Origin of the sequence: Actinophytocola sp. (assembly GCF_036002505.1) — a bacterium.
In the GTDB taxonomy this organism is placed as follows: domain Bacteria; phylum Actinomycetota; class Actinomycetes; order Mycobacteriales; family Pseudonocardiaceae; genus DASYTH01.
Window position 1 is genome coordinate 1 of sequence record NZ_DASYTH010000137.1, and the last position, 12662, is coordinate 12662.

13 protein-coding genes are annotated in these 12662 nt (G+C 71.0%); 4 read left to right on the top strand and 9 right to left on the bottom strand.

The window, feature by feature from the left end:
* On the bottom strand, positions 1-264 hold a 264-nt coding region (locus tag VGR06_RS11670), incomplete at its 3' end, for an alkaline phosphatase family protein (RefSeq protein ID WP_327559038.1).
* 286 nt (positions 265-550) lie between these two features.
* The gene (locus VGR06_RS11675) at positions 551-1618 is read right to left on the bottom strand and encodes a nitrilase-related carbon-nitrogen hydrolase (protein ID WP_327559039.1); all 1068 of its coding nucleotides are present in this window, start codon (positions 1616-1618) and stop codon (positions 551-553) included.
* A 195-nt stretch (positions 1619-1813) separates the two neighbouring features.
* On the opposite strand from VGR06_RS11675, the gene VGR06_RS11680 reads away from it, so the two are divergent.
* A complete protein-coding gene (locus VGR06_RS11680) occupies positions 1814-4024 on the top strand; it encodes a DUF11 domain-containing protein (protein ID WP_327559040.1) in 2211 nt (736 codons plus the stop codon).
* A 144-nt stretch (positions 4025-4168) separates the two neighbouring features.
* Here VGR06_RS11680 and VGR06_RS11685 read toward each other — a convergent pair whose 3' ends face one another.
* The 5 genes from VGR06_RS11685 to VGR06_RS11705 all read right to left on the bottom strand — a co-directional run bounded on the left by VGR06_RS11685 (position 4169) and on the right by VGR06_RS11705 (position 7587).
* Positions 4169-5404, bottom strand: a complete 1236-nt coding sequence (locus VGR06_RS11685) for an SPFH domain-containing protein (protein WP_327559041.1) — start codon at positions 5402-5404, stop codon at positions 4169-4171.
* Between the two features lie 73 nt (positions 5405-5477).
* On the bottom strand, positions 5478-5906 hold the full coding sequence (locus tag VGR06_RS11690; protein ID WP_327559042.1) for an NfeD family protein: 429 nt from the start codon (positions 5904-5906) through the stop codon (positions 5478-5480).
* 20 nt (positions 5907-5926) lie between these two features.
* On the bottom strand, positions 5927-6757 hold the full coding sequence (locus VGR06_RS11695) for a DUF3097 domain-containing protein (RefSeq protein ID WP_327559043.1): 831 nt from the start codon (positions 6755-6757) through the stop codon (positions 5927-5929).
* A 60-nt stretch (positions 6758-6817) separates the two neighbouring features.
* A complete protein-coding gene (locus tag VGR06_RS11700) occupies positions 6818-7249 on the bottom strand; it encodes an HAAS signaling domain-containing protein (RefSeq protein ID WP_327559044.1) in 432 nt (143 codons plus the stop codon).
* A complete protein-coding gene (locus tag VGR06_RS11705) occupies positions 7246-7587 on the bottom strand; it encodes a PadR family transcriptional regulator (RefSeq protein WP_327559045.1) in 342 nt (113 codons plus the stop codon). The genes VGR06_RS11700 and VGR06_RS11705 overlap by 4 nt, the downstream gene beginning before the upstream one ends.
* A gap of 95 nt (positions 7588-7682) precedes the next feature.
* On the opposite strand from VGR06_RS11705, the gene VGR06_RS11710 reads away from it, so the two are divergent.
* On the top strand, positions 7683-8201 hold the full coding sequence (locus tag VGR06_RS11710; RefSeq protein ID WP_327559046.1) for a sigma-70 family RNA polymerase sigma factor: 519 nt from the start codon (positions 7683-7685) through the stop codon (positions 8199-8201).
* Entirely contained in the window at positions 8201-9097 is an 897-nt protein-coding gene (locus VGR06_RS11715) for a VOC family protein (RefSeq protein ID WP_327559047.1), read from the top strand. The genes VGR06_RS11710 and VGR06_RS11715 overlap by 1 nt, the downstream gene beginning before the upstream one ends.
* Positions 9098-9187: 90 nt before the next feature.
* On the opposite strand, the gene VGR06_RS11720 is transcribed toward VGR06_RS11715, so the two are convergent.
* A complete protein-coding gene (locus tag VGR06_RS11720; RefSeq protein WP_327559048.1) occupies positions 9188-10033 on the bottom strand; it encodes an SCO1664 family protein in 846 nt (281 codons plus the stop codon).
* Positions 9984-10553 (bottom strand): DUF3090 domain-containing protein, encoded by a 570-nt coding sequence (locus VGR06_RS11725; protein WP_327559049.1) that lies wholly within the window; start codon positions 10551-10553, stop codon positions 9984-9986. The genes VGR06_RS11720 and VGR06_RS11725 overlap by 50 nt, the downstream gene beginning before the upstream one ends.
* Before the next feature lie 128 nt (positions 10554-10681).
* Between VGR06_RS11725 and VGR06_RS11730 the strand changes: the two genes are divergently transcribed.
* Positions 10682-12637 (top strand): prolyl oligopeptidase family serine peptidase, encoded by a 1956-nt coding sequence (locus tag VGR06_RS11730; RefSeq protein ID WP_327559050.1) that lies wholly within the window; start codon positions 10682-10684, stop codon positions 12635-12637.
* The last annotated feature ends 25 nt before the right edge of the window (positions 12638-12662 follow it).

Sequence of the window (12662 nt, forward strand, 5' to 3'; positions counted from 1 at the left end):
GAGGTTACTCCAGTTCATCCAGGGCGAGTGCTTGCGGGCGTAGCGGCCCGAGGTGCAGACGGTGGAACCGGTTGACGGCAGGCCCTCCGAGTAGCCGGCGAAGGTCAGCCCGGCGTCGATCAGCTGGCGGCCGAGGTTGCCGTTGCTGAACGTGTGCGGGCAGGAGTCGTTGGTGATTCCCTGAGTGCTGCCGCTGAACAACGCGAGGTAGTTGGGCTGGCTGGGGTGGGTGACGGCGAACGACTGGGGTGAAGTTCGCCCCACCCGCCGCCAGCGAGCTGCCGATTACCTGCGGCTGCTGGTGGTTCTCGTAGATGACGATCACGACGTGGTCGGGCCGGGGCAAGACCGTGACCGCCGCCGGCGTGCTGGACACCGTCGACACGGTGGACACGGAGGCGGCGCCGAGGGTGAGCGCCGCCAGGATGCCGATAGAGCGCACGATTACCTACTGTCGAGGAATGACACCGAGACGTGACCGTGCCATCACTCGATGAGACAACCGCGGCCGGACGCGGAACAGCCGTCGAACTCTCCACCAATCCCCGCGTCAGTCCGCCGGTTTCGCCCAGATGCCGCGCTGCTGCATCAGGGCGATCTGCGGCTCGATGACCTTTTCCCGGTACTCCGCGTGCTTCATGGGTTCGCGGTCCAGGTAGAGGTTCTTCGGGTAGATCGGCTGCTCGTACAGCATCCCGTACAGCTCGGTGCGGACGTCCTTGAGCCAGTTGTCCCACTGCGCGCGGGCGCGGTGGTCGCGCAGCGCCTGGATGTCGATGACTCCCCCGACGTAGGTGGAGCCGGCGCCGTAGTCCTGGCGGCCGACGATGGCGCCCTTGTAGTTGATGACGAACGAGCGGCCGCCGAAGGTGTCGATCGGCGTGCTGTCCTCGGCGTGCAGGTAGTAGGTGCCCATGTTGGGCGCCACCAGGTACATGTTGTTGTCCAGGGCCCGGGCCCGGCTCTGGATCTCGAACATCTCGTTGCCGGTGGCCGGGTGCGGGTACGAGGCGCGGTAGACGACCTCGCAGCCGTTGAGCGCCAGCGCCCGGGCGTTCTCCGGGTAGGAGCCCTCGTTGGCCATCATGATCCCCAGCCGGCCGATCTCGGTGTCCACCACCGGCCAGAACGCGTCGAGGTTGCGGCCGTACTTCTCGATCCACCAGTCGTAGATGTCGTGCGGGCAGACCGAGTGCTCCACCGGGAACAGCGGGGAAACCTTGTAGTGCTTGAGGATCACCTCACCGGCCGGGTCGATGATGAAACCCACGTTGAAGAACCGGTCCGGCCAGTCTTCGTGCCGTGCCTTGGCCTGCGCCATGACGTAGGCGTTGTGCTCCCGCGCCAGCGAGCCCAGATCGTCGGTCTCCTCCCCCGGGATGTCGATCGCGCACTCCCGGGCGAACTCCGCGTGGTCGACGTCGAGCACCTCGTCGTTGAACCCCTGCAGCCCGCCCTCCGGGATCGCGATCAGCCGCACCGGCAGGTCCAGGCTGGACAGCCAGGACGCCGCCTTCGTGAGGCTGTGCAGGTGCTCCAGGTTGGTCCGGATGTCCGCACGGGTGCGAATCCCGCGCACGGTGGGGATCAGCCCCACCGCGGTGTAAGGCTTGATCAACGCCACTCCCCTCCTGTCGTGGGCCCGAGAGATCAACGTCAGGAACATACCGAATAGCCGGTGCCGGTCGCGAGAATCCACCGGAGAATCTGGTTTGGACTGACGCGGTGCCCTTTCGGTCGCCCCTGAGCCTGCTGTGTCCGGGTGATTTGCCCAGTACGTTCCGCTCAACCGTTGTTGCGGAAGGAATGGGACATGCCCCGGAACTGGCGCTCGAGAACGCTCGGAATCGTCGGAATAGGCGCGCTGATCGTCGGCGCGGGAGTCGTGGTGGCCGCCCCGGCCGGCGCGGCACCGGTGGCGGACGTCGCGGCACTGCGCGCGATGGTCAGCAGCCTGAACACGTCCGGCCTTGCTGCCGATATCGAGCTCTCCCCCGGCGTCACCTACACCCTGCCCGGCAGCGTGGGCTGCAAAGAGGATGACAACACCAATGCCTCTGGCGACCTGGACATCCGGCGCAACCAGCCGCTGAAGATCTTCACCCCGGACGGGCAGGCGCCCGCGATCCTCGAGATGACCTGTCCCGACCAGCGGGTCATCGAGGTGCGCGGCGTGGACGGGGGCACACCCGGGCTCTTGACCCTGCGCAATGTCGTCATCAGGAACGGTCACGCGCCGGCGAAGGCCGATGGCGCGAACCTCGGCGGTGGCGTGCTGAGCTTCGGGGACGTCGCGGTGGAGAACTCGGTGTTCGAGAACAACACCGCCGGCGACGGGGTGCCCGGCACGGCCGGCACGCCGGAGGACCCGGGCGAGCCGGGCGGCGACGGCGGGTCCGGGGGTGCGGTGGCCGCGCAGGGTGCGGTCACGATCAGCGGGAGCACGTTCACCGGGAACCGGGCCGGTGCCGGCGGGGCGGGCACCGGCAACAGCAACGACAACTGCGGCGGCGGGTTCGGCGGTCAGGGCGGCGCGGTGCTCGCGGTCGGGGGGCTCACCATCACGAACTCGACGTTCGCCGGGAACACCGCGGGCGCCGGTGGCAATGGCGGCGAGGGCCGGTGTGCCGCCGCGGCCAAGGCCGGTGCCGGCGGGGACGGCGGTTGGGGTGGGGCGGTGATGTGCGGCCTGGCCAGCCGGGGTGCGGGACAGTCGCGTCCGGAGGTCTGCCGCCAGCCGATGGTCGTGCGGGGCAGCACATTCAGCGGTAACGCCACGGGCAACGGCGGCAACGGCGGGAAGGGGCGCACCGGCGGCAAGGGCGGCGGTGGCGGCTTCGGCGGCGCCATCCTGTTCGTCGGCGGGAAGGGCCCCAACGGGATCACCTCGCTGCTGGTGGAGAACTCCACGGTGGACGGCAACGCCAGTGGCAACGGCGGTACCGGTGGCGACGGCGGCGGGGACTCCGGCAACGGCGGCGACGGTGGGATCGCCGGCGCGATCGTGGCCGCGTACAACGACACCCAGATTCAGGACCAGGTGGCCAAGCTGGTGCATGTCACGGTCACCGAGAACGGCGGCGGTGGCAAGGGCGGCGCGGCCGGCGCCCCAGATGTCGTGGTGGACCAGGAGCCGAGCGCGGCGGCGGCCGCCGGCACGAAGGGCAACCCTGGCCAGGACTTCGGTGGCAGCGTGCTGCTCACGCCGAAGTGGGAAAGCGTCTCGACGGTCATCGGGGTGAGCTCGCCGCCACCTGGCATTCCGGACTGCTGGCGCCAGGCAACCGCGCAGGAGTCCAGCCGCACGACCGTGGCCGACAATGACACCCGCGGTTGCGGGTTCGGCGACCAGAACGTGGTGCCGTTCGCGGATTACGCGCTCGGCGCGCTGGCGGACAACGGTGGGCCGACGAAGACGCGGCTGCCGGCGGCGAACAGCGCGCTGGTGGACAAGGTGCCCACTGCAGCCCTTCCCGTTGACCAGCGGGGGGTCACGCGCCCGCAGGCCGGCGGCGCCGACATCGGCGCGGTGGAGTTGCAGCTGATCGACATGGCGGTGACCAAGTCGGCGTCGGAGACGAGTGTCGTCGCGGGCACCGAGGTCACGTTCACGATCACCGTGAAGAACACCGGGACCAGCAGCCCGCAGCCCGGCGTCGTGGTCGAGGACCCGAACTGCACCGGCCTCTCGCAGGCGGCCGGTGACACCAACGCGAACAACACGCTCGACGCGGGTGAGTTGTTCGCCTACACCTGCACGGCCACACCCACCGAGGTCGGCACGTTCACCAACACGGCGACCGCGACGATCACCGACGGGGCCGGCGTCAAGATCACCCGCACGGCCAGCGTGGACGTCACGGTGACCGCCGCCGCGGGCGGCAACTCACCGGACCTGGCCAGCACCGGCGTCAACGACCCGACCCCGGAGCTGATCATCGGCGCCTGGTTGATCGCCGGCGGCCTGGTGCTGCTCCGGCTGGCCCGACCGCGCCGGATCAAGATCCGGGCAAACCTCGAATAGGAGCCCAACGAACGACGGGTGGGGTGCGGCAAGGTCGGAAGCCGCACCCCACCCGTCCTGCTGCGGGACCAGCGAACTCGCGTGCTGGAAGTGGGAACTCGCGTGCCTGAAACGGGGACTCGCCGGATCCCCGGGCTTCGGGGTTCAGGGCCTGGGGCGATCGTCGGGGAAGAGGTCGGGGCGGGTGGGGGTCGGGGGGTCGGTGTAGGGGGATGGGCTCGCCGGGATGGCCGAGCGGGAGGTGCCGATGGCCGGGGCGGACTGCTGGCGGGCGGCCGAGATCGGGCTCGGAACCTCCTGGCGGGCAACGGCTTCGGCCTCGCGGACGGCCTGGGCGACCTTGGGGTCGGCGGAGGTGTCGAACCAGCCGGCGATGGCGTCGTCGTCCTCCTCCGGGCGGGCCGGCGGCTCGTAGGGCGGCGGCTCGTAGCGGAACACGCCGTCCTCGCCCGGCGCGCCGAGCATCCGGGCGAAGCCCTCGAGCGCCTTGCCGTAGTCGGACGGGATCATCCACACCTTGTTGGCGTCGCCTTGCGCCATCTGCGGCAGCGTCTGCAGGTACTGGTAGGCGAGAACCTCCGGCGTCGGGCGGGCGGCCTTGATCGCGTTGAACACCTTCTCGATGGCCTTGGCCTGGCCCTGCGCCTGCAGGTACCGGGCGGCGCGCTCGCCCTTGGCGCGCAGGATGCGGGACTGGCGCTCACCCTCGGAGGCCAGGATCGCGGCCTGCTTGGCGCCCTCGGCGGAGAGGATCTGGCTCTGCTTCTGGCCTTCCGCGGTCTTGATGGCCGCTTCGCGGGAGCCCTCGGCGGTGAGGATCATGGCGCGCTTCTCCCGGTCGGCGCGCATCTGCTTCTCCATCGAGTCCTGAATGGACGGTGGCGGGTCGATGGCCTTCAGCTCGACCCGGGCCACCCTGATGCCCCACCGCCCGGTGGCCTCGTCCAGCACGCCGCGCAGCTGCTGGTTGATCGAGTCGCGGGAGGTGAGGGTCTCCTCCAGGCTCATCCCGCCGACGACGTTACGCAGCGTCGTGGTGGTGAGCTGCTCGACGCCGACGATGTAGTTGGAGATCTCGTACACGGCCGCGCGCGAGTCGGTGACCTGGAAGTACACCACCGTGTCGATGGACACCGTCAGGTTGTCCTGGGTGATCACCGGCTGCGGCGGGAAGGACACCACCTGCTCGCGGAGGTCGATGCGGGCCCGGACCTTGTCGAGGAACGGCATCAGGAAGTTCAACCCCGGCTCGGCGACGGTGCGGAACCGGCCGAGCCGCTCGATCACCGCGGACTGCGCCTGCGGAATCACCAGGATCGACTTGACCACGATGATCGCCACCAGCAGCACTCCGATGGCGACGATGATGAGGACGGCCAACTCTCCTCCACTCAGGAATGGTGTGGCAGCACACTCTAGTCAGGTCCCCTGCGTGCCGCCGGGTCAAGGATGATCACGCCGGCTCGGCCCAGACGATGGCCGTCGCCCCGGCGATCTCCATGACGGTCACCGCCGTGCCGGGCTCGATCACCTGCTTCTCGTCGAACGCCCGGGCCGACCACACCTCGCCGTTCAGCTTCACCTGGCCGCCCGCGTCGTCCACAGTGGACACAACCGTGGCCTTTCCGCCGATCAGAGCCTGTACGTTGTCCGGCACGAGCGCCCCGTGGAATCTCGCCTTGAGCCAGGGCCGGGCGAAGGTCACCAACCCGATCGACGCGAGCGCGAACACCCCGAGGCTGATCAGCGTGTTGCTGAACAGCAGTTCGGCGAACGCGGCGACCAGGGCACCGATGCCGAGCATGAGCAGGAAGAAGTCACCGGAGAGGATCTCGGCTGCGACCAGGACGATCCCGCCGATCAGCCAGATGAGCGCGGCCATGACGCTATGTTCTCATCAAGTCACCGAGATGATCCAGGGGCGATCGGCCCACCCGCCGTCACGAAGTCGATCAACCGCTCCACGGCGCCGATCAGCGGCGTCTCAAGATCCTTGAAGTTCCGCACCCCGCGGAGCACCCGCCGCCACCCGTCCGCCGGCTCGCCCCAGCCCAGCGCCGCGCACACGCCCTCCTTCCACGGCAGCCCCTTCGGCACCGAGGGCCAGCCCGCGATGCCGACCGCCGCGGGCCGCACCGCCTGCCAGACGTCCACGTACGGATGCCCGGTGACCAGCACGTTCTCGTCCCGCAGCGCCCCGACGATCCGAGCCTCCTTGCTGCCCGCGACCAGGTGGTCGACCAGCACACCGAGCCGCCGGCCCGGGCCGGTCCCGAACTCGGCCACCCGCGCGGCCAGCTCGTCGATGCCGTGCAGCGGCTCCACCACCACGCCCTCCACCCGCAGGTCGTGCCCCCAGACCCGCTCCACCAGTTCGGCGTCGTGGATGCCCTCCACCCACAGCCGGCTGTCCCGCGCGGTCCGCGCCCGCACGCCCTCGACCCGCACCGACCCGGACGCCGACACCCGCTTCGTGCCGGATACCGGGGCCTTCGGCCGGACCAGCGTCACCGGCTTCCCGTCGACGAGGAACCCGGCCGGGTTGAGCGGAAACACCCGGTGCCGCCCGTGCCGGTCCTCGAGGACGACGGTGCCCGGCTCGAACCGGATCACCGCACCGCAGAACCCGCTCCCCGGCTCCTCCACCACCAGCCCGGGCTCCCCCACCACCTCCGGTACCGGCCGAACCTTGCGGCGGGACAGCACATCACGGCCGTAGTCCTGGGAGCGCACGGCCCGCAGGCTACGAGACCCACACGGCCGCCGGGGGGCGACTCGCCGGAGCGGCCCCGGCTATCGCAACGGCGGAGGGTTGCCTTCCCGCAGCGCCATGATGGTCATGAGCACCATCATGGTGATCAGCACGAAGGTGAATCCCACCAGGATCGCGAAGGTGACCGGCGACATGGGCCGCGACAGCCAGCGGTTCGGCGGCTTGGCCCGGTCCGGCTTCGCCGGCGTGGGCGCGGCGCCCGTCTCGAACGGGTCGGCCAGGCGGGCCTCCGCCGCGATGGCGGCCGGCTCCCCGAGCCGGTCGATGATGGTGCGGACCGCGGCCTCGGTCTGCTGGTACAGCACCGCGCGCGCGGCCGCGATGTGCTCGCGCAGGTCCGCGACGAGATCGTCCCGGCGGTCCGGCGGCACCCCGGCCGTGGTGCAGGCGTAGGAGACCGCCCCGAGGTAGTCCTCGACGAGCTTGTCCAGCCGGTTGATGGATTGCGTCATGTGTGCTCCGTCCCCACGATGCGGTCCACGGCGGCGCGGAACGCGACCCACTCCGACCGGAAATGGGCCAGTGCCTCCTTGCCCTGACTGGTCAGCTCGTAGTACCGCCGGGGCGGTCCGGCCGGCGACTCCTGCCAGGTGGTGGCCACCCAACCGGTTCGGCGCAGCCGCGACAGCAGCGGGTAGAGCGTGCCCTCGGTGGTGGTCAGGGCGTTCTGCGCGGCGAGTTGGCTGACCAGCTCGACGCCGTACCGCGGTTCCGACTCGAGCAGCGCCAGCACGCAGAACTCCAGCGTTCCGCGCCGCAGCGCCGTGCTCAGCCCGGCCCACGCTTCCATGCCGTACATACTACCTTGCATGGCAAGTAACCCGATCTGAGAAACCTGGTCCCCGACCCGTCGGAGAACCGGGCGCCCGGACGACGATGGGGGCGATGAGCACGCAACCCGGTGTGCGGCCCGACCCGGCTTTCGGGCTGCTGGAGCTGTACGACGAGGCGCTGCCGCACGTCTACGGCTACCTGCTGGCCCGGTGCGGGGACCGGCCGCTCGCCGAGGACCTCACCGCCGAGACGTTCCTGGCCGCGGTCAGCGCGATCCGCAAGCCGGACGTGCCGCCGCTGTCGATCGCCTGGCTGATCGGCGTCGCCCGGCACAAGCTGGCCGACCACTGGCGGCGGCTGGAACGCGAGGAGCGTGGGCTGCGGGTGCTGGACGGCGAGCCGGTGTCCGAGGACCCGTGGGACGTCGCGGTGGACGGGATCCGGGCCCGGGCGGCACTGGCCGAACTGGGTGCGCACCACCGGGCCGCGCTGACCCTGCGCTACCTGGACGGCCTCCCGGTCAGCGAGGTGGCGAGCCATCTCGGCCGGACCGTGCACGCCACCGAGGCGCTGCTGGTCCGCGCCCGCAACGCCTTCCGCCGGGCCTACACAGGAGAGGAGGGCCGGTGATGACCGATCCGCTGGACGCCCTCCGCTCCCCCGTGCAGCCGGTGGACCCCGATCCGGCCTTCGCCGAGCGGCTGCGCGCGCAACTGCGCCAGGCCGTGCTGAACCCGTTGGGAGACGACACCATGACCACCACCGAAACCGAGCTGACCTACCCAGCGACCCTGGCGCCGTACATCGTGGTGTCCGACGCGCGCGCGGCGCTCGACTGGTACGTCGACGTGTTCGGAGCGACGCCGCGCGGCGAGCCGATCGTGAACGCCGACGGCACCATCGGCCACGCCGAGGTCGGCATCGGGACCGCGGTGCTGATGTTCGCCGAGGCCTCCGACCTCTGGCCCGACGTCCCGGTCGCGCCGCCGTCCGGGCCACACCACAGCCACACCCTGCACCTGCAGATCGAAGACGTCGACGACACCACCCACCGCGCCGCCGCGGCCGGCGCCACCGTCGAACGCCCCCCGACCGACCAGCCCTATGGCCGCGGCTCGGTGATCGTCGACCCCTTCGGCCACCGCTGGATGCTCCTCAGGCCACCGGCCCCACCCACCAGCACCCAGGACGGCGACGTCACCTACGTGACCATGGCCGTCGCCGACGACGAAGCCGCCAAAGCCTTCTACAGCGCGGTCTTCGGTTGGGAATGGCGCCCCGGCACCGTCCCGCACGGCTGGACCCCGGCCGGCAAGGAGGACCGCTTCGGCCTCTGGGGCGGCGGCCCCGGCCAGCACCCGGAAGTCCAATTGTGCTACCAAGTCACCGACCTCGCCGCCGCCGTGGAACGAGTCCGCGCCCACGGCGGCCAAGCCGGCGCGATCGAACGCAAGCCGTACGGCCTCATGGCCGACTGCGTAGACAACCAGGGCGCCCGCTTCCAGCTACTGCAACAGAGCGGGTGAAAGTCCAAGCGGGGCTGCGGTAGGCGGGGGCTGAATGCCCTGAAGGCGGCCTTCAGGACGTTGAGTGCCCTGAAGGCCGCCTTCAGGGCATCAGAACGCCGGCCAGGGGATCACCCGCCACTCCGAGCCCGGCGCCGGGAACACCGGCTCGGTCAGCAGGCCCTCGAGGCGACCTTCGAGGGCCTTGATCTCCGCGCGGGTGATGTGCTCGGCGAGCTCCTCCCCCAGCCGGTTGCGCAACGCGGAGCGGGTGAGCCGGAACGCCTCGATCGCCTCTTCCGGCAGGGGCTCGCCGATCCAGCCCCAGAGCACGGTGCGCAGTTTGTTCTCGGTGTGCAGGCAGATGCCGTGGTCGACGCCGTAGACGCGGTCGTCGGTGCCGTGCAGCACGTGGCCGCCCTTGCGGTCGGCGTTGTTGATCACCACGTCGAGCGCGGCCAGCAATCGCACGCCGGGGTGGTCGGCGTGGGTGAGGATGGCCGGATCGCCGAACCGGTCGCGGGCCCGGAGCACGCGGCGCCAACCCGGCGGGACCTCGCGCGGGGCGAGCACGTCGACCAGGTCGTCGCCGTCCTTGGTGTCCACCCAGAGCTGCACCATGCCCGGGCCGAGCGGGCCGTCGCGGAACACCGTGGGCGGTACGACGTGCAGGCCGGCCGCCTCGGACACCAGATATGTCGCCACCTCGCGGCCGGCCAGCGTGCCGTCCGGGAAGTCCCACAGCTCGCGCTCCCCGCTGACCGGTTTGTACACGCACTTGGCCTCGACGCCGGCCCGGCTGACCGCGCAGAACAGGGTGGTGTTGGAGGCGTCTACCAAGCGGCCCTCGACCTCGAGCCGGCCACGCGCCACCAGCTCGATGGCCGCGGGATCGGTGGGCAGCACCTCAGCCGCGCTCTTCCGTTCGGCGGAAACCGTTCTGCCGCGGGCAGACATGCCCGTCCGGGTCGAGCGGCTCGGCGCACAGCGGGCACGGCTTGCGGCCGGCCCGCACCACCCGGTCGGCCCGATCGGCGAACGCCCGGGCCCGGGTCGGGGTGAGGAACACCCGCACCGCGTCCGGCCCCTCGTCGGTGTCGTCCAGCACGACCGACTCGTCGACCTCGCCCTCGGTCACGGCCAGCAACTCGATCACCACGGCCCGCTGCTCGGAGTCCCAGCCGAGGCCCATGGTGCCGACCCGGAACTCCTCCTCCAGGGGGATCTCCAGCGGGTCCACGTCCACCTGGTCCTCGGGGGTCTCGTCCGGCAGTTCGGCCCCGAACCGCCGGTGCACCTCCTCCAGCAGCGAGCCGATGCGTTCGGCCAGCACCGCCATCTGCTGCTTCTCCACGGTGACGCTGATCGTCTTCGCGCTCTCCGAGGCCTGCAGGTAGAACGTGCGGTCGCCGGGCTGCCCGACCGTGCCGGCGACGAACCGGTCGGGTTGGCGAAAGATGTGAATGACCCGAGCCATGACACCTCCAACCTAGGGCAAACGGCGGCGTGCAGCAGGTCTGTTGCGCATCATCTGGTGATTTCCCGCTTGGCATCCACGGTAGTCGAGTGCGGAGGAGCCCCGGTGGAGCGGTTAGTGTCGTCGGCGTGAGCTCGACGACCGCACCGTACGGGACCTGGACCTCGCCGATCACCGCCGAGCGGGCGGCGGCCGCGAATCGCGACCCGCAGTGGGTGTGGCAGCACGGCGGCACCGTGTGGTGGGCGGAGAGCCGCCCGGCCGAGGGTGGGCGGCTGGCGTTGCTGCGGGCGCGGGACGGCGGCGAGCCGGAGGAGCTGCTGGGCGCGCCGTGGAACGTGCGCAACCGGGTGCACGAGTACGGCGGCCGGCCGTTCACCGTGCTGGACACCCCGGACGGCACCCGGGTGGCCTTCACCAACTGGGCCGACCAGCGGGTGTACCTGCTCGACCCGGAGGGCGGCGGCGAGCCGGTGCCGATCAGCCCGGAACCCTCGACGCCGCAAGGGATCCGGTACTCCGACCTGCTGGCCGGCCCGGGCGGGACGCACGTGTGGTGCGTGCGCGAGACCGCCCCCGGGGAGCGGCCCAGCGACGTCCGGCGGGACCTGGTCGCGCTGCCGGTCTCCGGCGCGGACCCGGTGGTGCTGACCGCGAGCCACCACTTCATGTCCGCGCCGAAGGCCAGCCCGGACGGCCGGCACGCCGCCTGGATCGCCTGGGAGCATCCGCGGATGCCTTGGGACGGAACGGAACTGTGCGTCGCGGAGATCCGTGACGACGGCACGTTCGGACCGCACCGGGTATTTGCCGGCGGCCCGGCGGAGAGCGTCTGCCAGGTCGAGTGGGACGGGCCGGACGCGCTGCTCGCGCTCACCGACCCGGACGGCTGGTGGAACCTGTACCGGATCGGGCTGGACGGCTCCAGCCGGAACCTGGCGCCGTGCGCCGAGGAGCTCGGCGGCACGCTGTGGGTGCTGGGCTGGCGGTGGTTCGCGCCGCTGGGCGGCGGCCGGCACGCGATACTGCGCTCGGGAAGCCTGGCGATCCTGGACGAGCGCAGCGGTTCGGTCACCGCGGTGGAGAACGACTACCCGGTGTGGGTCCCGGACGTGTCTGCATCGGACGGTGCCGTGGTTTCCGTGGCCGGCGGTCCGACCCAGCCCTCGGCGGTGGTTCGGCTCGACCTGTCGACCGGCGCGGCCACGGAGCTGTCCGAGTCGCATACGGACCTACCCGACCCACGCTACCTGCCGGTCCCCGAGGAGCGCTGGTTCACCGACCACAATGGACACTCGATCCCGGCTTTCGTCTACCTGCCGGCGAATCCGGAGTTCGCCGCGCCGGAGGGCGAGCTGCCGCCGTTCATGGTCCACGTGCACGGCGGGCCGACCGGGAGGTTCGCGCCGACGCTGAACCTCAACTTCGCCTACTTCACCAGCCGCGGCATCGGGGTCGTCGCGGTCAACTACGGCGGCTCGTCCGGCTACGGCCGGGCGTTCCGCGAGCTGCTCGACGAGCAGTGGGGCGTGGTGGACGTCCGGGACTGCGCCACGGTGGCCGCGGCGCTGGCCAAGGACGGGCTGGCCGACGCCGACCGGCTGGCCGTCCGGGGCGGCAGCGCGGGCGGCTGGACCTCGGCCGCCTCGATGACCCAGCTGGACACCTACCGGTGCGGCACCATCATGTTCCCGGTGCTCGACCTCACCGGCTGGACCGGTGCGGACGGCCAGACCCACGACTTCGAGTCGCGCTACCTCGACCGGCTCGTCGGCACCCTCCCCGAGCACGCGGACCGCTACGCCGAGCGCTCCCCCATGAACCACATCGACAAGCTCGGCGGCCCGGTGCTGGTGCTGCAGGGCCTCGAGGACCCGGTGTGCCCGCCGGAGCAGGCCAACCGGTTCAGCGCGCAGCTCGACGGCACCGGCATCCCGCACGCCTACCTGGCGTTCGAGGGTGAGCAGCACGGCTTCCGCCGCCTGGAGAGCATCGTCGCCGCGCTCCAGGCCGAACTTTCCTTCTACGGCCAGGTGTTCGGCTTCGAACCACCGGGCACACCGGTGCTCGAGCTGCGCCGGTGAGGTGCGATGAATGACTCATTCAGTG